Source organism: Roseomonas fluvialis (assembly GCF_022846615.1).
Lineage (GTDB): Bacteria > Pseudomonadota > Alphaproteobacteria > Acetobacterales > Acetobacteraceae > Neoroseomonas > Neoroseomonas fluvialis.
The window spans coordinates 5,414,207-5,432,852 of record NZ_AP025637.1 but is presented as its reverse complement, the minus strand read 5'-3'; the positions used below and the strand labels follow the sequence as shown (position 1 = coordinate 5,432,852).

The following is an 18,646-nucleotide window of genomic DNA, read 5'->3' as shown; positions in this document are numbered from 1 at the left end:
TCGCATGACCAAGGACGCCATCCTCGGCGCCATCCGCCGCGGCCTGAAGCGCGGCCCGCTGCCGGCCGACCAGCGCGCCATGCTGGATGGACGGCTCGCGACCCATCCGCGCCACCTGATCCCGGCACGTTCGCGCGTGCCGCGGCCCGAACAGCTCGCGCTGTTCGTCCGCAACGTTGAGAAGGAATTCGGCACCGTCGCGCGCGTGACCGATGCCGCGGAGATTCCCGCCGCCATCGCCGATTACCTCGCGCAGCAGAACCTGGAGCCGCGCTTCGTGCTGGCACCGCATCCGGACCTGGCTGCACTCCCGTGGTCCGACCGCCCGCTGCTGCGCTTCGAGGCGCGCCGCGCCGATCCGTCCGACGCCGTCTCGGTGCAGCACGGCTACGCCGCCATCGCAGAGACCGGCACGCTGATGCTGCCCTCCGACGCCACGCGGCCCACCACGCTGAACCTGCTGGCGGAGACCGAGATCGTCGTGCTGCGCGCCAGCCGCGTGGTCGGCGCCTACGAGGAAGCCTGGGACATCCTGCGCCGCGAACGCACCGACACCACCACGGGCGGATTCATGCCGCGCAACGTCATGCTGGTGACCGGCCCGTCGCGCAGCGCGGATATCGAGCAGACGCTGGAGCTCGGCGCCCATGGCCCACGCCGGCTGCACATCGTGCTGCTGGATGACGAAGCGCAGGCGCCCGAGGGGTCGCCGCCGGAAGCGCCGGCCGAGACCCACGACGGCGCCGCAGCGAAGCCCGCCCGGCCGCGGCGCGCGAGGGGCGGTGCCGGCTCCACGACCCCGCCGGAGGCATGACCCGCCGCCGCCTCCGCGGCCTGACCGAGGCCGACCGCGCCCTCTGGCGCGCCTATGCCGCCGAGGTTGCGCCGCTGCCTGGCCGCGAACTCCCGCCCGCGCCGCCGGCCCCGCCCGTGCCGGTTGCGGTCAACCCACCGCCGCCGGCCGCGCCTACGCCCGCGCCGCGCTGGTCACCGCCCGACATCGCCGTGAACACGCCGCCCTCCGGCCTCGACGACCGCCGCTGGCGCGACCTGCGGCGCGGGCGCATCCGGCCCGAGCGCAGCATCGACCTGCACGGCCGCCGCGCGCAGGACGCGCATGCCGCCGTCCACGCCTTCCTCGCCGATGCCTACGCCGATGGTCTGCGCTGCGTGGCCGTCATCACCGGCCGCGGTTCCTCGCCCGAGGGCGGCGTGCTGCGCCGCGAATTGCCGCATTGGCTGAACGCGCCCGACCTGCGGCGCATCCTGCTGGGGGCAGCGCATCCGCACAGCGCCAACACCGGGGCGGTGCACCTGCTGCTGCGCCGGCGCAAATGACGCCCTTCGGCGCCCGCCTGCGCGAACTCCGCACCCAGCGCGGCGTCACGCTGAAGGACCTGGCGGCGGCGCTGCAGGTCTCCGCCGCCTATCTCTCGGCGCTGGAGCACGGCCGCCGCGGGCGACCCTCGGCCGGGCTGGTGCATCAGGTGAACGAGTATTTCGGCCTGATCTGGGACGATGCCGAGGACCTCAACCGCCTCGCGCGCGAATCCCACCCGCGCGCCGTGCTCGACACCGCAGGCCTGGCGCCGGAGGTCACGGAACTCGCGAACCGCCTGGCGCGCGAGATCCGCCACGTGACACCGGCCGCCGCCGCGCAGATCGCCGCCGTGCTCGACCGGCTGCCAAAGGCCAGGCGCTGATGCAGGCGGTCTCGGCCGGATTGCTCGCGGGCTTCGTGGGCTTCGCCTCCTCCTTCGCGGTGGTGCTGCAGGGGCTGGTGGCGGTGGGCGCGAACCCGTCGCAGGCGGCGTCGGGACTGATGGCGCTGTCGGTCGCGATGGGCCTCGCGGGCATGGTGTTGTCTCTAAGGCTGCGGCTGCCCATCAGCGTCGCCTGGTCCACACCGGGCGCGGCGCTGCTGGCGGCCACCGCGGCACCCGCGGGCGGCTTCTCGGAGGCGGTCGGCGCGTTCATGGTCTGTGGCGTGCTGCTGACGGTGGCGGGGCTATGGAAGCCGCTTGGGCGCGCAGTGGCAGCGATCCCGGCTCCGCTCGCGAACGCCATGCTGGCGGGCATCCTGTTCGTGCTGTGCCTGGCCCCGGTGCGCGCGGTGGCGGAACAGCCGGTGGCGGGCCTTGCGATCGTGCTGGCCTGGGCGGTCGTGGCGCGGATCAACCGGCTGCTGGCGGTCCCGGCGGCGGTGGCGGTCGCGGTCGGCGTGATCGCGGCCACCGCGCCCCTGCCCACGACGGGCTGGCTGCCGCAGCCGGAGTTCGTGCTGCCCACGCTGACCTTCAGCGCCATCACCGGCATCGCGCTGCCGCTGTTCATCGTGACCATGGCGTCGCAGAACATACCGGGCCTGGCGGTGCTATCGGCGAATGGCTACCGGCCGGAGGCCGGCCCCCTGTTCACCACCACCGGGCTGTTCAGCCTGGCCGCCGCGCCGTTCGGCAGCCATGCGGTGAACCTGGCGGCGATCACCGCCGCCTTGTGCGCCGGCGAGGGCGCCGGGCCGGACCCCGCGCGGCGCTGGGTCGCGGCGGTGGTGGCGGGCGCCGTTTATGTGGTGTTCGGCCTGCTGGCGGGTGCGGTGACGGCCTTCGTGGCCGCCGCGCCGCCGGTGCTGATCCAGGCGGTGGCGGGGCTTGCGTTGCTGGGGCCCTTCGGGGGCGCGATGCTCGGCGCTGTGCAGGCGCCGCAGGCCCGCGAGGCAGCGCTGGTATGCTTCGTAGTCAGCGCGTCCGGCGTAGCGTTCCTCGGCATCGGTGGCGCGTTCTGGGGCCTGTTGGCAGGGGGGGCGATGATGGCGCTGGCGCGGTGGCGGGCATGAGCGCGCGATGGGTGCCCTGGGCGGCGATGGCGGCGATCCTGGCCGCGGTGGCGCTGATCCAGCATGCCATCGGGCGGATCTGGATCTGCTCCTGCGGCTATGTCTCGCTGTGGCATGGCGATGTGTGGTCATCGGGAAATTCGCAGCACCTGACGGACTGGTACACACTGTCGCACATCGCGCACGGTTTCATTTTCTACGCCGCGCTGCGCTTCGTGGCGCCGCGCTGGAGTGTCGCCTGGCGCGCCGTGGCGGCGTTGCTACTGGAAGGCGCGTGGGAGGTGGTGGAGAACACGTCCCTCATCATCGACCGGTATCGCGAGGTGACGGCGTCGCTTGACTACCACGGCGACAGTATCGTGAATTCCTTCGGCGATGGCGTTTCGATGCTGGTGGGGTTCTTCCTGGCCGCGCGCCTGCCGGTGCTGGCCTCGGTGCTGATCGTGCTGGGCATGGAGGCGCTGGCGGCTTGGATGATCCGCGACAACCTGCTGATGAACGTGATCATGCTGGTCTGGCCGCTGGAGGCGCTGCGCGAGTGGCAGATGCAGGGCGCGCCGAGCGGACGATGACGCCCATCGGATCGCGGCGGGCCGCGATCCGGTAGCGCACGGCGCGACCGCACCCGGCACGTCAGTCGCGCCGGGCGCGCCATTGCACGGCGCGCAAGCCAAGCCGGCGCATGCCGGCGACCATCGTTAGAAGGCGAAAACTGCGGATCGCGGCCCCGCCGCGATCCGGGAGCGCAAGGCTCGACCGCGCCCAGACCCTCAGTCGCGCCCGGCGCACCAGTGCGTGGCGCGAAGCCAAGCCGGCGGATGCCGGCGCCCGGCGTTCGAGGGCGAAAAAAGCTACGCCCGCCAGGGCGTGCGCCGCCACAGGTCGGCGTAGGTGCCCTGCACGCGGCGCATCCGCCCTTCCCAAACCGGGCCGGGTTCGTAGTTCGGCTCGATGAACTGCGCCTCGAAAGTCGCGCGCGTCGCCGGGTCAGCGGCCGCCTCGCGCGCGGCCTCACGCATCCGTTCCAGGATGGCCGGTGGCGTGCTGGCGGGCATCACGATGCCGCGCTCGGAATACATCTCGATCTCGAGGCCCATCGATTTCATGGTCGGGGTCTCGGGCGCGAAGCGGCTGCGCTCGGCGCCGCCATGGGCGATGAAGCGCATGCCGTCCGGCGCCGGCGCGTATTCGCCGATCGACACGGTGTTCGCCTGCACCTGACCACCCATCAGCGCGGTGCGCTGCTGCGGCGCGCCGTTGAAATGCACCAGCGTGAAGCGCGCGCCGGTCTGCTGTTCCAGCATCACCATCAGCAGGTGGTCGTCGGTGCCGATGCCGGAGGTCGAGACCACGATCTGCTCGGGCCGCTCGCGACCGGCGCGGACCAGGTCCTCGAGGCTGCGGAACGGACCGTCGGCCTTCACCATCAGCCCGGTCGCGTCGGTCATGATGTTACCGACGAAGGCGAAGGAATCGAGCGTGTACTGCGCGCGGCGCTCGACCGGCACGGTCACGAAGGACGGCATGTTGGTCAGGCCGATAACATGCCCGTCCGGCCGCGCGCGCGACACATAGGTCAGCGCGATCTCCGACGACGCCCCCGGGCGGTTCACCACCGTGACCGGCTGGCCGAGCCGCGGTTCCAGGTGCCGCGCGAACAGCCGCGCCACGATGTCCGTGCCGCCGCCGGCCGCGAAACCCACCACGAATTCGACCGGCCGGTCCGGTCGCCACGGCGTCGCGATCGCCGGCGCGGCGAAGGGGGTGGCGGCCAGGGCGCCGAGCGCGGCGCGACGGGTCAGCAGCGTCATGCGGTCCTCCTCAGGAACGGGCCGCTCACATGCCGATGAATGCGCTGTTGCGGCAGGGGTAAACACGCGCGGCGCGCGTGAAGGCGTAAAGCCTTCAACCGGCGCGTGCGCGGTTCTGCAAAGACTTTACGAACACACCACGATAGGCTCCCGCGAAATCGGGGAGGACGCGACCATGCTCAAGGTGTTCCTGGCGCATACGCCGGAGATGTTCGCCGGCTACTACGGCGAACGCGCGCTCGCGGCCTTGCGCCAGCACGCGGAGGTGGTGCGCAACCCGGGCGATGCAGTGCTGTCCGGCGCCGCGCTGGCGGAGGCGGCGCGCGGCTGCCAGGCGATCGTGGCGGACCGCGCCACGCCCGGCACGGACCAGACCTTTGGCGCCGCCCCGGACCTGGTCGCCTTCCTGCGCGTCGCGGTCGACATCAGCACGATCGATGTGCCGGCCGCCAGCGCCGCCGGCGTGCTGATCACCCGTGCCACGCCAGGCTTCGTGGACAGCGTGACCGAGGTCGGGCTCGGCTTCATGGTGGACCTGGCGCGCGACCTGTCGGGCTATGCCGCCGCCTATCGGCGGGGCGAGGAACCGCAGGGTCGGATGGGCCTGCAACTCTCGGCCTCCACGCTCGGCATCGTCGGATACGGCCGCATCGGGCGGCGCCTTGCCGAGGTGGCGCTCGCACTCGGCATGCGCGTGCTGGTGAGCGACCCGCATGCGGCTGTCGAGGATCCGCGCATCACGAAGCTCGATTTCGCGGCGCTGCTGGCCGCGTCGGACATCGTCGTCTGCCTGGCCATTTCCATCCCCGAGACGCGCGACCTGTTCGACGCCACGGCTTTCGCGCGCATGAAGCGCGGCGCGCGCTTCATCAACCTCTCGCGCGGGGAGCTGGTGGACGAACGCGCGCTGGAAGCAGCCCTCGACAGTGGGCAGCTCGCCGGCGCCGCGATGGACGTAGGTCGCGCCCAGGACCAGCGGCCCTCGGCCTTCCTCGCACGCCGGCCGGACGTGCTGGCGGCGCCGCATATCGCCGGCCAAACGCCGGAGGCCATGGAGCACCAGGCAATGGACACGGTGCGCCAGGTGGCGGCGCTCGCGCGCGGCGAATTGCCCGACAACGCGGTGAACGCCGCCGCCGCCCATCGCCTCGCACGCATCGGCGTGCCCACGACATGATCGGCGTGGGCATCGTTGGCCTCGGCCTGGCGGTGAAGCCGCATGCGCTGGCGCTGCGCGACCTGGAGGCCGCGGGCCGCCTGCGTGTGGTCGGCGGCTTCGCGCCCTCGGGCGATCGCCGTGCCGCCTTCGCCGCCGCCTGGGGCTGGCCGGTCTTCGGGCGGGTCGACGCACTTCTCGCCGCGCCGGGGCTCGACCTCGTGCTGGTGCTCACCCCGCCGCGCACGCACCTGCCGCTGGCCGAACAGGCCTTCGCCGCAGGTGCCGACGTCCTGGTGGAGAAGCCTGTCGAATGGGATGCCGCGCGCGCGCAGGCGCTGGTGGAGGCCGCCGCGCGTGCCGGCCGCCGCGCCGCCGTCGTGTTCCAGCACCGCTTCCGCCCCGCCGCGCAACGCCTGAAGGCAGCGCTGGACGATGGCGCGCTGGGCGAGATCCTCTCGGCCTCCGCGTCGATCCGCTGGTGGCGCGACGATGCCTATTTCGCGACACCTGGCCGCGGCATGCTGGCGCGCGACGGCGGCGGCGTGCTGCTGACGCAAGCCATCCACAGCATCGACCTGCTGCTGCACCTGGCCGGGCCCGTCGCCAGTGTGACCGGCTTCGCGCGCACATCGGGCCTGCGCGCCATCGACACCGAGGACATCGCCGCCGCCGCGCTGCGCTTCGCGAATGGCGCGATCGGTGCGATCGACGCCACCACCGTCGCGCGCCCCGGCTTCCCGGAGCGCATCGAGATCGCAGGCACGCGCGGCAGCGCTGTGCTCGCGGCCGAACGGCTCGACCTGCACATCGTGGGTCGCGCACCGGAAGTGATCGACCACGGCAGCGCCGGCGGCGGTGGCGCCGACCCCATGGCCTTCGACCATGGCCCGCACCGCGCCATGATCGCCGAGGTGATCGACGCCATCGCGCAGCGCCGCGTGCCGGTGAACGACGCCGCCACCGGCCTGCCGGTGCAGCGGCTGATCGAGGCCTGGCTGCGCAGCGCGCAGACCGGCGTGCCGCAGTCGCCCTGACGCCTACCCCGCCGCCAGCCCCGCACGGCTGACCACGTCGCGCCAGCGCGCCGTCTCGCCCTCGATCGTCGCGGTCAGCTCGGCGCGGCTACCGGCCTCCACCGCGAAGCCCGTGGCCCCCAGGCGCTGGGCAACCTCCGGCGTGCGCAGCGCCGCCGTCACCTCGGCATGGATGCGCTCGGCCAGCGGGTCCGCCATGCCGCGCGGGGCCACGATGCTGTGCCACGACCCGGAGGTGAAATCCGCCACACCGGCCTCCATCACCGTGGGTACCTCCGGCAGCAGCGGATGCCGCGCGCGCCCGCCGATCGCGATGGCGCGCAGCCGCCCCGCCTGCACCTGCGGCAGCACCGTCGCCATGTTGAGCAGCGCCATCTGCAGCGTGCCGCCCACCAGGTCCGTCACCGCCGCACCGCCGCCCTGGTAGGGCACATGCGTCGCGCGCGTATTGGTGCGCTGGGTGAACAGCTCCATGCCCAGGTGCTCCGACGACCCGATGCCCGAACTGCCATACGACGCTCGATCGGGATTGGCGCGCAGCCAGGCGATCAATTCGGGCAGAGTGCTCGCCGGGACCGAGGGGTTCACCACCAGCAGGTTCGACGCGCTGATGGCGATGGTGACCGGCGTGAAGTCGCGCAGCGAATCATAGCCGATGCGCGGCATCATCAGCGGGTTGATGGTCAGGATGCCGCTGGCAGCCACGAACAGCGTCGCACCGTCCGGTGCCTGGCGTGCCACGTATTGTGCAGCCACCGCACCATTCGCCCCGGTGCGGTTTTCCACCACGAAGGGCTGCCCAAGCCGCGCCTGCAGTTGCTGCGCCAGCGTGCGCGCCAGGATGTCGGATGGGCCGCCGGGCACATAGGGCACGACGATGGTGGTGGGCCGCGACGGCCAGGCTTCCTGCGCGGAAGCGCGCGATGCGGCGGCGATGGCGGCGGTGGCGATCAGCAACGCGCGACGATGCATGAGGGTCTCTCCCGATATTCCGGCGGGAGGCTTTGCAATCGCCGTGCCTGTCAGGCCGCGCGCCGCCGCCGCAACAGCCCCGCCACCCCCGGGATCGACCAGGCCGCCGCCGCCAGCGTCAGCACGCACAGCCCCATGCTGATCGGTCGCGTGAAGAAGGGCGTCACATCGCCCCCGGACAGCACCAGCCCGCGCAGGAGGTTCTTGTCCAGCAGGTCGCCCAGCACGATGCCGAGCACCAGCGGCGCCATCGGGAAGCGCAATTCCCGCAGGATGAAGCCCACCAGCCCGGCGCCGAGCATGACCCAGATGTCGAAAAGGCGGGAGGTGATGGCGAAGGCACCCACCGTGCACAGCACGAAGACCACCGGCATCAGCCGCGCACGCGGGATCAGCAGGATCCACAGCAGCGGGCGCACCAGGATCAGCCCGTAGAACAGCTTCACCATGTCGGCCACCACCAGCATCGCGACGATCTGATAGATGAATTCCGGCGAGGTGATCGCGAGCATGGGCCCGGGATTCAGCCCGTGGATCATCATTGCCGCCATCAGCACCGCGGCGGGCGCGGAACCGGGCACCGCCAGCGTCAGCACCGGGATGATGGCGCCCGGCACGCAGGCGCTCTCGCCGGTCTCCGCGGCCATCAGCCCCTCGATGCTGCCGCGGCCGAATTTCTCGCGCTCCGCACTCGCGCGCTTGGCCGCGGCGTAGGAGGTCCAAGCGGCGATGTCCTCGCCCAACCCGGGCATGGCGCCGATGAAGGTGCCAAGCGCACCCGATCGCAGCACGGTCTTCCAGTACTTCGTGACGTCGCCGATGCGCGGGATGACGCTGTCGATCTTCGACGACACCGCCTTCACCGCCGGCCCGCGCATGGCCGACAGGACCTCCGCCACGCCGAACACGCCGACCAGCACCGGCAGCAACCCCAGCCCGCCGGCCAGATCGCCATTGCCATAAGCGAAGCGCGCATAGGCGTGGTTGGTCTCCTGCCCGATCGTCGCGACGAACAGGCCGAGAAAGCCCGCGATGTACCCCTTCAGCGGATCGCCGCCGGACAGCGACCCGGCGATGACGATGCCGAACATCGCCACCCAGAACATCTCGTAGGATCCGAACTGCAATGCGAATTCGCCGAAGGACGGCGCAAACAGCGCGAGGATCACCGTGCCGAACAGCGTGCCGACCCAGGACCCCGCGGTGGAGATCCCCATCGCACGCCCCGCCAGGCCCTGCCGCGCCAACGGAAAGCCATCGAGCGTGGAGGCCGCGCTCGCCGGCGTACCGGGAATGTTCAGCAGGATGGCGCTGCGCGACCCGCCATAGATCGCGCCCACATACACGCAGACCAGAACCAGCATCGCCACATTCGGCCCCATGCCGAAGGTCAGCGTGGTCAACAGCGCGACGCCCATGGTCGCGGTCAGCCCCGGCAGCGCGCCAATGACGATGCCGATCAGCACCGCCCATAGCGCATGCCAAACCGCGCCGCCGCCCAGCACGTGCGCGAAGCCGCCCAGCAGCATGTCGAAGGGGTTGGTCACGGCAGGCGCAGCAGGAACAGCTTTTCGAACACCATGGTCACCGCGACGCCGGTGCCCAGCCCGATCAGCGCGGCTTCGACCACGCGCCGCAGCCGGCGCTCCGGCCCCTGGTCCCATTCGAAGGCGGTGGTGAAGGCGAAGACGAATAGCGCCGAGGCCATCCAGAACGGCACGCGCCCGACCAGCACGCCGGCATACATCACGCCCAGCACCGCGGCCGTGAGCAGGCGCCGCCCGTCATCGGTGGCCTTGGCACGCGCCGCGCGCACCGCCCAGCCGCCGCGTCGCATGGCACGCAGGCCCAGCACGCCGGCCAGCAGCGACAGCATCGCGCCGTAGAAGCCCGGCACGATGCCCGGCGCCGTCAGCCCCGTGCCCGATTGCTCGACGAAGCGCGGCATGTTCCAGGCCTGCTGCACGATGGCGATGCCGAGCGCGAACAGCACCGCTGCCGTGACCAGGTCGGCGCGGGGCGAGGCCGGCGCCTTCTCCCCGTCGAAGGGGGACTCGGCCTCCTGCGCCGCCTCGCTCAAAGTCGCGCGATGCCCAGCGTCTCGGGACTGACCTGCGCCTTGCCGCCGTCGAAATACAGCCAGGCGGTCTGGCGCACCATCTTCCACGCCTCATCATGCGCGGCCTGGCCGGACAGCGGCGTGAACAGCGCCGCGCGGGAATTGGCGTAGTCCTTCAGGCGCTGCGAATTGGCGATGGTGTTCGTCCACAGCGTCGTCATGGTCTGCACCACATTGGCCGGCACGCCCTTGGGCGACCAGATGCCGAAGTAGTTGAGCGGCGCGGGGATGTTCGGCAGCCAGCGCCGCACGGACGGGATCTCGATCGCTGCCACATTGCCCTGCGCGGCGAGCGTGACCGGGTTCTCGGCCTGGACCGCGAGCGGCACCAGGCGCCGCGCGCGGATCATCTCGGCCGCTTCCACCAGCAGCACCGCACCCAGCTGCGTCTCGCCGGACACGGTCGCGATCATCGCGGGGTTGCCGCCATCATAGGTCGCGTGGCGGTACTGCAGCTGGGTGGCCGCGCGCAGCGCCTCCATCATGTTGTGCCCGGCCGAGGACACACCCGCGGTCGCGATGCCGATGCCCTGGCCGCGGGTCTTCAGCGCTTCCAGCGCGGCGCCGAAGTCACGGAAGCCGGATTGCGGGTTCGCCACCAGCACGTTCACATTGGCCACGGCGAAGAACAGGTTCCAATCCGCCAGCTGCGTATCCAGCAGGCCGAGCACCTTGTAGCAGCCCACATCCACCGCCGCGCCGGCGGCCCAGGTCAGGCCATCCTTCGGCGCCTCGAGCGCATTGCGCGTGCCGATCGAACCGGATGCCCCCGGCTGGTTCACCACCACCACGCGCTGGCCGAGCGGGGCTTCCAGCTCGGCCGCCACGATGCGTGCCATCTGGTCGGTAGACCCACCGGCGGCCCAGGGCACAATGAGGGTCACCGGACGCTCGGGGCGCCAGGCGGGCTGCGCGCGCAGCGCGGCGGGCACGGCGAGACCGGCGGCCGTGGCAGCGATCAGTTGCCTGCGAAGCATGTCCTGAACCCCTTCCCTTGTGCTGCGGCGCGGCATCGTGCCGGAGTAACCTTGTGGTTACCGCGATGGTGCGGCGGCGTTCGGCGCGCCGTCAAGGCGGTGCCACCAAGCCCGGCCACGACGTACCTTCGCGCGTCAGCCGAATTCCGGCCCGGCGACGGCGGCCAACAGCGTCGCGTCCCCTGGCGTCGCCGCACCCAGCGCCATGCGCGTGAAGGGCCGCTGCAGCGTGCCGCCATGCGTCGCGATCCAATCCGCGAGGCCGGCGCGCGCATCGGGCAGGTCGATCACCGCCGCTCCCGGCAATGCGGCGCGCGCGGCCGCGACCAGCGCGCACGCCGCGGCGCCGTCGCGCGCCACCACGGGACCGACCTGCGGCCCGCGGGCACCGTCGCGTGTCAGCACGAAGCCGGCCCCGCCTTCGAGTACGAAGGCCGGCGACCGCGCTGCGAAGTCGCGCAGCAGCGCCGCGCGCGGTGCACCGAAGGCGGCCGCATCCAGCGCCAGCACGGCCGGCCAATCGGCATCGCGCAGCAGGCGTGGGCCGGGTGCGAGGGGCAGCGCCGCCGGCAGCGACCAGCGCGCGAAACCCCACAGGTCCCGGAAGCCGAGCCTCGCGTAGACCTCGCGCCCCGCCGGCGTCGCGTCCAGCGCGGCGCAGCGCACACCGTCCAGGGCGCCCGTCGCCCACCGCATCAGCGCCGTGGCGTGGCCCTGGCGTCGCAGGTCGGGGCGCACCAGCACCATGGAAATCCAGGCCAGCGAGTCCCCGTAGCGGATCACCGCCGCGGTGGCGCCGAGCGCATCCCGCCCGTCATCCACCGTGCACCCCGCGCCCTCCTGCAGGAACAGCGCCCAGTCGCGCTCGACCTGGTTCCAGCCCACCAGGCGCGACAGCGCGGCAGCGCGAGGCAGGTCATCCGGTGTCAGCGTTCGCATGGCGCAATGCCACGCCGGGGGTTGCGCGCCGTCAAGCGCCCGGCGTGCGCCGTCGCGTCCCCCAAGCCCGCTTGACGCGCCGGCGCGCAACCCGCCCACTCGGCGGCATGGACCGTGCGATGCCCCGCCTCCTGCTGCTCGGCTGCGGTGCCTTCGGGCGCGTGCACGTCGCGGCGCTGCGCAGCCTGGGCGTGGCACCGACGGTGTTCGACCCCGACGTTGCCGCGGCCCGCGCCACCGGCTGCACGGTGGCCGATAGCATCGAGGCCGGCATCGCCGTCAGCGACGCCGTCATCATCGCCACGCCGGTGCCGACGCACGTGCCGCTCGCGACCGCCGTGCTGCGCGCGGGTCGCGACCTGTTCCTGGAAAAGCCCGCGACCGAGACCGCCGCCGAGTCCGCCGCACTGGCCGCGCTGGCCGAACGCGAAGGCCGCATCGCGCAGGTCGGCCTGTATTTCCGCTTCCATCCGAAGGCGCAGGCGCTGCGACGCATGGTCGCGGCGGGCGAGTTCGGCGCGCTGCATCACCTCGCAGCGCGCTTCTCCGGCGTGAAACGCGCGCGCGGCGATTCCGGCGCGCTGCTCAACGACGCAGTGCATTTCGCCGATCTGCTGCCCTGGATCGCCGGCGAAACCCCCGCGCGGGTCTTCGCGACACTGTCCGACCCGCTCGGCCGTGGGCGCGAGGACCTGGCGGTGATCCAGCTGATCTTCCCCTCCGGCCTCACGGCGCTGATCGAAGCGGGTTGCGTGCTGCCCGGCCGCTGGCCCGACGCCGTGGTGCCCGGGGCGGAGACCCGCAAGGAGGTTATCGTCGCCGGCCGCGCCGCACTGGCGGAAGTCGACTTCGCCGCCGAGACCTTCGCGCTGCGCCGCGGGTCCCACGAAGCCGCGCCGAACGGGGCTTGGCTGCCGCGCCACGCCACGCGCGAGGAATGCGCGATCCCCGCTGCCGACCCGGTGCAGGTGGTCGCCGCCGAACTCGCCGCCTTTCTCGAGGCGGTGCGCAGCCGCCGCGGACCCGAGGCCAACCTGCGCGATGGCGCGCTGGCCCCTGCGCGCATCCTGGACGCGGCGCGGCGTTCCGCGGCAGAAGCGCGCGTCGTGTCGCTCACGGAGATCGCCTGATGCGCATCAGCCTGTGCAACGAGGTCGTGCGCGACATGCCCTTCGCCGCGCAATGCGACCTGGCGGCCGCGCTCGGCTATGACGGGCTGGAAGTGGCCCCCTTCACGCTGGATGCGGAGGCGCCGCACCTGCTGCCCGCGTCGCGCCGCGCCGAGTTGCGGCGCGCGGCCAGTGACGCTGGCACGACCATCACCTCCCTGCATTGGCTGCTGGTCGCCCCTGCCGGCCTGTCCATCACGACGGCCGATTCCGCCACCCGCGCGCGCACGCTGGATGTGATGGAACGCCTGGTCGCGCTGGCAGCGGATCTCGGCGCAACGCTGCTGGTACATGGCTCTCCCGGCGCGCGCCGCGTCGCTGGCGAGGGCGATGCGGCGCGCGCGGACGACGCCATCGCCCGCGCCGGAGACTGGGCCGCGCAGCATCGCGTGACCTATTGCCTGGAACCGCTCGATGCCGGGCAAACCAACTGGTGCACCACGGTCGCGGAAGCCGCCGCCATCGTGAACCGCATCGGCAATCCCGCGCTGCGCACCATGCTCGACACCTGCTCCGCCGGGAACGGGGAGGCCGAGTCGGTCCCTGCGCTGCTCGACCACTGGATGCCCACCGGCCTGATCGCGCATATCCACCTGAACGACCGCAACAAGCGCGGCCCGGGCCAGGGCGCCGACCGCTTCGGCCCCGTCCTGCAAGCGCTGCGCGCCACGGGCTACGCCGGCTTCGCGGCGGTCGAACCCTTCGACTACATTCCCGACGGGCCGACCAGCGCCGCGCGCGCGATCGGCTACCTCCGCGCGCTGCAGGAACAACCCGCATGACCGCCCCCCGCTTCCGCCTGCTGGAGACGCAGCGCTTCGAATGGCCGTTCAAGCTGCGCATGCCCTTCCGCTTCGGCGTCATCACCGTCACCCACGGCCGCCAGGCAGTGATCCGCGCGCGGATTGCGCTGGAGGACGGCAGCGAACACTGGGGCGTGGCGGCCGAGACGCTCGCGGCCAAGTGGTTCGACAAGGATCCGCGCTGGTCCGATGCGCAGAACGAGCACCAGCTCCGCCGCGCGCTGGAACTGGCGGAACAGGCCACGCTGGCGGCCGGCGCGAACACCGCCTTCGGCCACTACGCCGATGCCTATGCCGCGCATGTCGCGGCCTGCGCGGTGGAATCGCTGAACCCGCTGGTCGCGTCCTATGGCCGCGCGCTGCTCGACCGCGCGATGCTCGATGCGCTGCTGAAGGCCAAGGGCGTATCCTTCGCGCAGGGCCTGCGCGCCAATATCGGCGGCATGACGCCGCACGGCGTGCTGCCCGACCTGCCAGGCTTCGATTTCGGCGCGATGCTCGGCTCGCTCACGCCCGCGCGGCGGATGCATGCGCGCCACACGGTCGGCCTGGTGGACCCGATTACGGCCGCCGACCAGGACAGCCGCGTCGATGACGGCCTGCCCGAGACGGTCGAGGAGGTTGCCGCCACTTATCGCCATACCTGGTGGAAGCTGAAGGTCGGCGGCAATGTCGCGGCCGATGTGGACCGGCTGTGCCGCATCGCCTCCGTGCTGGATCGCCTGCACGGCTACCAGGTCAGCCTCGATGGCAATGAACAGTACGAGGATGCCGCGGGCGTGCTCGCGCTGTGGCGCGCCATGCAGGCGGAACCGCGCCTGGCGCGGCTGAACGCGTCGATCGCCTTCATCGAGCAGCCGGTGAAGCGTGCCAAGGCGCTCGAGGGCCCAATGGCAGCGCTGGCGGCGGCGCGCCCGGTGATCGTGGACGAAAGCGACGGGCCTCTCGATGCCTTCGTGCAGGCGAAGGCGCTGGGCTACACGGGCATTTCATCGAAGGCGTGCAAGGGCGTTTGGCGGTCGTTGGTGAATCTTGCGCGCTGCCGCGCCTGGAACGCCGCCGAACCTGAACCGCGCTTCTTCATGAGTGCCGAGGACCTGACCACGCTGGCCGGTGTATGCGTGCAGCAGGACCTGGCGTTGGTCGCCGCGATGGGCATGGTGCATGTGGAGCGCAACGGCCATCACTTCGTGGATGGTTTCTCGGGCCAGTCCAGGGCCGATGCGGTGCGCTTCATGGAGGCGCATGCGGACCTCTATGCCGACACGCCGCGCGGCCCGCGCCTGTCGATCCGCGAGGGCGTGCTGGAGTTGGGTTCGGTAGTGGACGCCATCGGCCTCGGGTCTGCGCTGGATGTGAATGTCGCACCCATGCAGGCCATGCCGAAGGCAATGTGGCCCTAGCTCGCGGTCAGGGGCCGCAGCCCCCTGGTGGGGAGCCCGAGGGGCAAGGCCCTTCGGTCCCGCGCCGAGGAGCGATTCCCCTTGCCAAGGCCCGCGATAGCCCCTCCAACCACTCCCGTTTGTGCGCACCTCAGACCGATCAGATGATTCCATCTGATCGGGGCCTGCCCTAGGCCGGCATCGGAATGCTGCCCGCCAGCGGATCCAGCAGCCCCTCGATCTCCGCCGGTTCTTCCCATTCGAGGCGCACCGTCACCACCGTCACACGGTTGCGGAAGGCTGGCGGAATGCGCACGAAGTCCTTGCGCGTGGTCACCGGCGTGGCGCGCAGGCTGTCGGCTTCCGCCAGCAGGTCGCGCAGGTCCCCTTCGTCGAAGGGGTAGTGGTCGGCGTAGGATTGCTTGCCCGCGAGGAACACGCCCGCTTCCTGCAGCGTGCTGAAGAACTTGCGTGGGTTGGCGATGCCGCAGAAGGCGAAGACCGGCTGCCCGGCCAGCAGTTCCGCCTCCGGCCCCGGCCGCAGCCGCGCGCGCAGGACCGGCAGGCCGGGCGGCAACTGCGCCAGCGCATTGGTCTCGTCCGGCCCGATCAGCACCGCCGCTCGGCAGCGTGCGGCGGCGGCGTGGACCGGTTCGCGCAGCGGCCCCGCCGGGATAATGCGCCCGTTGCCGAAGCCGTAGGACCCGTCGACCACCAATAGTGACAGGTCCTTGGCCAGCGTCGGGTTCTGCAGCCCGTCATCCATCACGATGGTCTGCGCGCCGGCTGCGATCGCCGCCTGGGCGCCGGCGGCGCGGTCGGCCGCGACCCAGGTCGGGCGTTCGGCCGCCAGCAGCAGGGCTTCGTCGCCCACCGCGGTACTGTCATGGATGGCCGGGTCCACACGCGTCGCGTGCTTGATGCGCCCGCCATAGCCGCGCAGCAGGAAATGCGTGCCGATGCCGCGGTTGCTCAGGCGTCGCCCCAGGTCCAGCGCCAGGGTCGTCTTGCCCGCCCCGCCGGCGGTTGCGTTGCCGCAGCAGATGACCGGCACCGGGGCCTGCCAGCCGGCGCGCGCCATGCGTCGTGCCGTCGCGGCCGCATACAGGGCGGAGACCGGCGAAAGCAGCATGGGCGCAAGCCCCCCGCCGCTGCCGCCGCTCCAGAACTCCGGAGCGCGCATCAGGTACCGTTCACCCTTGTCCTTTCCCCCGACGCCCCGGATGTTTCCGGTGACGCCGCGCGCTGGCCGCCCGGTGCGGCCGTGACGTCGCCCGGGCCGGGCAGCAGCGGCGACAGCGCCTCCGCGATCCGGACCGGCAGCTCGGCCTGGTTGGCCGCAAACGCGGCGGCTGCGCGTGCCTGTGCGCCCCGCCCTTCAGGGTTGGTTAGCATGCCAGCCACGGCCTCGGCCAGCGCGGCCGCCGGGTCCGGTCCGGCGTCGATACGAAACAGCCCGCCGGCTGCCGCCATGCCGTCCAGGATGTCGGTGAAGTTCCAGGTGTGGGGCCCGACCAGCACCGGGCAGCCGAGGCGCGCCGGTTCCAGCGGATTCTGCCCGCCATGCGCCACCAGCGACCCGCCGACGAAGGCGAGCCGCGCCAGGCGGTACCACAGGCCGAGCTCACCCAGCGTATCGGCCACCAGCACCTGCGTGCCCGCATCCGGGTCCTGCCCCAGGCTGCGCCGCGCCAGATCGATCCCGCCGCCCAGGGCCGCGACTTCGGCCCCCCGGTCGGGATGTCGTGGCACGATGATGGTCAGCAGGTCGGGATGGTCGGCCACCAGGCGGCGATGCGCGGCGATGACCAACGCTTCCTCGCCCGGATGCGTGCTGGCGGCGACCCAGGCCGGCCGGTCGCCGACCAGCGCCGCCAGGCGCGCGAGGTCGGCCGGTTCGGCCGGCAGGGGGGCAGCGGCGAATTTCAGGTTGCCGGGGCTGGTCGCGCCGGTGGCGCCCAGGGCGCGGAGGCGGGCCGCGTCGCCCTCGGATTGCGCCAGCACCAGCGTGAAGGCCGAGAGCACCTGCCGCGCCAGCCCCGGCGCGCGGGCCCAGCGCCGGGCCGCGCGAACCGACATGCGCGCATTGACCAGCGCCATCGGTATGCGGCGGGCATGGGTAGCGGCGATCAGGTTCGGCCAGAGCTCCGATTCCACGAAGACCGCCGTATCCGGCCGCCAAGCGTCAAGGAAGCGGGCCACCCAGCGCGGCACGTCCAGCGGCACGAAGCGATGCGCCACGCGCGCGGCCAGTGCCGGCGGCAGGCGCTCCGCGAACAGCGTGGCCGAGGTGACGGTGCCTGTGGTGACCAGGACATGCAGCGCCGGGTCGCGCGCCGCCAGCGCCCCGATCAACGGCAGGACCGACATGGTCTCGCCCACGCTCGCCGCGTGCAGCCACACCAGGCGTCCCGGCGGGCGCGCCGCGCCGTGCCCGTAGCGTTCCGGCAGACGTGCCGTGACTTCCTTGCCGCGACGTGCGCGCCTCCATAGGTGCACCCGCAACGCCGGCGCCACCGCCGCCGCCGCGCCCCACCACAGCGCGGCCGCCCAGGCCCCACGCCAGGTTCCAGACAAAGGAGGGGGTTCGGGGGAGTTCCCTCCCCCGACCTTGCTGCCTGGCTGCCTCACGCGCCCACCATCGCATCCGCCCGCGCGCAGGCCGCGTCGAGCGCCGCGGCAATGGCCGGGATGGCGGCGGCGGCATCGTCGCGCGCCACCGCCACCGGCGCCCCCATCACCGCCACGCCGCGCCCGAAGGGCAGGGGGAAGCGCATCCGGTCCCACGACCGCGCGAGCCGCATGCGCGAGGAAGCGACCGCGCAGGGCAGCACCGGTACGCCGGCGAGTGCCGCCAGTTGCGCAACGCCGGGCGCCGCACTGCGTGCCGGTCCGCGCGGCCCATCGGGCGTGATCACCGCGACCCCGCCGCCGGCCAGGATCCGCGCCAGCGCCCGCAGCCCCGTCGCGCCGCCCTTGGAGGATGAGGCATGCACCACGTCGATACCGAAGGGACGCACCGCCGCCGCAATGAGCCGCCCGTCGCGGTGGCGCGAGATCAGCACCTGCGCCCTCCGCCCGCCCTGCTGCGGAACACGCCGCGCCAGCAGCCTCCACCCCAGCGCCGCCAGCGGCAGGCGTTCGTGCCAGAAGGCCAGGATCATCGGCCGATCCGCGCAGGCGCGGGCGTGCTCCTCGCCGACCAGCGTCCAGCGCGTGGTGGCCCAGACCAGCCGCAGGTACAGCGCGACGAGCCACGCCAGGGCGCCCTGCGTGGCGGGGTGGCGGATCAGGCGCTTCGCCATCGGGGCCTGTGGCACGGAACGGTCACGGTCGGGCCGTAGCACGCCGAGCGGCACCGGCGAAGCGCCACCCCCCGTAGCAGTGGTTTCGCGATGCACCATCGTCGTGGCAGGATGCGTCAGTATCGATGCGGAGATGGTGC

Annotated in this window: 19 protein-coding genes; 10 read left to right on the top strand and 9 right to left on the bottom strand. The window is 72.4% G+C overall.

All coding sequences use genetic code 11. The features are described 5' to 3' along the window. The first annotated feature begins 4 nt into the window (after positions 1 to 4). The 5 genes from MWM08_RS26030 to MWM08_RS26010 are packed head-to-tail and all read left to right on the top strand — an operon-like array spanning position 5 to position 3,408. Complete coding sequence (locus MWM08_RS26030) at positions 5 to 814, top strand: LutC/YkgG family protein (RefSeq protein WP_244457374.1); 810 nt, start codon at positions 5 to 7, stop codon at positions 812 to 814. Beyond that, complete coding sequence (locus tag MWM08_RS26025) at positions 811 to 1,338, top strand: Smr/MutS family protein (RefSeq protein ID WP_244457373.1); 528 nt, start codon at positions 811 to 813, stop codon at positions 1,336 to 1,338. Before MWM08_RS26030 ends, MWM08_RS26025 begins: the two co-directional genes overlap by 4 nt. Continuing rightward, positions 1,335 to 1,703 carry a helix-turn-helix domain-containing protein gene (locus MWM08_RS26020; RefSeq protein ID WP_244457372.1) on the top strand — a complete coding sequence of 123 codons (369 nt, stop codon included), beginning with the start codon at positions 1,335 to 1,337 and terminating at the stop codon, positions 1,701 to 1,703. Before MWM08_RS26025 ends, MWM08_RS26020 begins: the two co-directional genes overlap by 4 nt. Next, positions 1,703 to 2,836, top strand: coding sequence for a benzoate/H(+) symporter BenE family transporter (locus MWM08_RS26015; protein ID WP_244457371.1), 1,134 nt, complete (start codon positions 1,703 to 1,705; stop codon positions 2,834 to 2,836). The genes MWM08_RS26020 and MWM08_RS26015 overlap by 1 nt, the downstream gene beginning before the upstream one ends. Then, positions 2,833 to 3,408, top strand: coding sequence for a DUF2585 family protein (locus tag MWM08_RS26010; RefSeq protein ID WP_244457370.1), 576 nt, complete (start codon positions 2,833 to 2,835; stop codon positions 3,406 to 3,408). The genes MWM08_RS26015 and MWM08_RS26010 overlap by 4 nt, the downstream gene beginning before the upstream one ends. Positions 3,409 to 3,687: 279 nt before the next feature. On the opposite strand, the gene MWM08_RS26005 is transcribed toward MWM08_RS26010, so the two are convergent. Then, positions 3,688 to 4,647, bottom strand: coding sequence for a tripartite tricarboxylate transporter substrate binding protein (locus tag MWM08_RS26005; protein WP_244457369.1), 960 nt, complete (start codon positions 4,645 to 4,647; stop codon positions 3,688 to 3,690). 175 nt (positions 4,648 to 4,822) lie between these two features. Between MWM08_RS26005 and MWM08_RS26000 the strand changes: the two genes are divergently transcribed. Both MWM08_RS26000 and MWM08_RS25995 read left to right on the top strand, forming a co-directional pair. Then, complete coding sequence (locus tag MWM08_RS26000; RefSeq protein ID WP_244457368.1) at positions 4,823 to 5,824, top strand: NAD(P)-dependent oxidoreductase; 1,002 nt, start codon at positions 4,823 to 4,825, stop codon at positions 5,822 to 5,824. A 5-nt stretch (positions 5,825 to 5,829) separates the two neighbouring features. Further along, complete coding sequence (locus tag MWM08_RS25995) at positions 5,830 to 6,840, top strand: Gfo/Idh/MocA family protein (RefSeq protein WP_244457367.1); 1,011 nt, start codon at positions 5,830 to 5,832, stop codon at positions 6,838 to 6,840. A 3-nt stretch (positions 6,841 to 6,843) separates the two neighbouring features. Here the strand turns inward: MWM08_RS25995 and MWM08_RS25990 are convergent, their stop codons facing one another. The 5 genes from MWM08_RS25990 to MWM08_RS25970 form a co-directional block, all read right to left on the bottom strand. Further along, positions 6,844 to 7,812 (bottom strand): Bug family tripartite tricarboxylate transporter substrate binding protein, encoded by a 969-nt coding sequence (locus MWM08_RS25990; protein WP_244457366.1) that lies wholly within the window; start codon positions 7,810 to 7,812, stop codon positions 6,844 to 6,846. A gap of 50 nt (positions 7,813 to 7,862) precedes the next feature. Continuing rightward, positions 7,863 to 9,359: a tripartite tricarboxylate transporter permease gene (locus MWM08_RS25985; RefSeq protein WP_244457365.1), complete on the bottom strand. Its 1,497-nt coding sequence runs from the start codon at positions 9,357 to 9,359 to the stop codon at positions 7,863 to 7,865. Next, positions 9,356 to 9,892: a tripartite tricarboxylate transporter TctB family protein gene (locus MWM08_RS25980; RefSeq protein WP_244457364.1), complete on the bottom strand. Its 537-nt coding sequence runs from the start codon at positions 9,890 to 9,892 to the stop codon at positions 9,356 to 9,358. Before MWM08_RS25980 ends, MWM08_RS25985 begins: the two co-directional genes overlap by 4 nt. Then, complete coding sequence (locus MWM08_RS25975; RefSeq protein WP_244457363.1) at positions 9,889 to 10,908, bottom strand: Bug family tripartite tricarboxylate transporter substrate binding protein; 1,020 nt, start codon at positions 10,906 to 10,908, stop codon at positions 9,889 to 9,891. The genes MWM08_RS25980 and MWM08_RS25975 overlap by 4 nt, the downstream gene beginning before the upstream one ends. A gap of 135 nt (positions 10,909 to 11,043) precedes the next feature. Continuing rightward, positions 11,044 to 11,847 carry a GNAT family N-acetyltransferase gene (locus MWM08_RS25970; protein WP_244457362.1) on the bottom strand — a complete coding sequence of 268 codons (804 nt, stop codon included), beginning with the start codon at positions 11,845 to 11,847 and terminating at the stop codon, positions 11,044 to 11,046. A gap of 119 nt (positions 11,848 to 11,966) precedes the next feature. On the opposite strand from MWM08_RS25970, the gene MWM08_RS25965 reads away from it, so the two are divergent. From MWM08_RS25965 to MWM08_RS25955, 3 genes are read left to right on the top strand one after another with little or no spacing between them, the layout of a single operon-like run. Continuing rightward, positions 11,967 to 12,977: a Gfo/Idh/MocA family protein gene (locus MWM08_RS25965; protein WP_244457361.1), complete on the top strand. Its 1,011-nt coding sequence runs from the start codon at positions 11,967 to 11,969 to the stop codon at positions 12,975 to 12,977. Then, entirely contained in the window at positions 12,977 to 13,798 is an 822-nt protein-coding gene (locus tag MWM08_RS25960) for a sugar phosphate isomerase/epimerase family protein (protein WP_244457360.1), read from the top strand. The genes MWM08_RS25965 and MWM08_RS25960 overlap by 1 nt, the downstream gene beginning before the upstream one ends. Further along, the gene (locus MWM08_RS25955) at positions 13,795 to 15,222 is read left to right on the top strand and encodes an enolase-like domain-containing protein (RefSeq protein WP_244457359.1); all 1,428 of its coding nucleotides are present in this window, start codon (positions 13,795 to 13,797) and stop codon (positions 15,220 to 15,222) included. Before MWM08_RS25960 ends, MWM08_RS25955 begins: the two co-directional genes overlap by 4 nt. 169 nt (positions 15,223 to 15,391) lie before the next feature. On the opposite strand, the gene lpxK is transcribed toward MWM08_RS25955, so the two are convergent. From lpxK to MWM08_RS25940, 3 genes are read right to left on the bottom strand one after another with little or no spacing between them, the layout of a single operon-like run. Continuing rightward, complete coding sequence (gene lpxK, locus MWM08_RS25950) at positions 15,392 to 16,384, bottom strand: tetraacyldisaccharide 4'-kinase (RefSeq protein WP_244457358.1); 993 nt, start codon at positions 16,382 to 16,384, stop codon at positions 15,392 to 15,394. Further along, positions 16,384 to 17,778, bottom strand: coding sequence for a 3-deoxy-D-manno-octulosonic acid transferase (locus MWM08_RS25945; protein WP_244457357.1), 1,395 nt, complete (start codon positions 17,776 to 17,778; stop codon positions 16,384 to 16,386). The genes lpxK and MWM08_RS25945 overlap by 1 nt, the downstream gene beginning before the upstream one ends. 50 nt (positions 17,779 to 17,828) lie before the next feature. After that, entirely contained in the window at positions 17,829 to 18,506 is a 678-nt protein-coding gene (locus tag MWM08_RS25940; protein WP_244457356.1) for a lysophospholipid acyltransferase family protein, read from the bottom strand. Between the last annotated feature and the right edge of the window lie 140 nt (positions 18,507 to 18,646).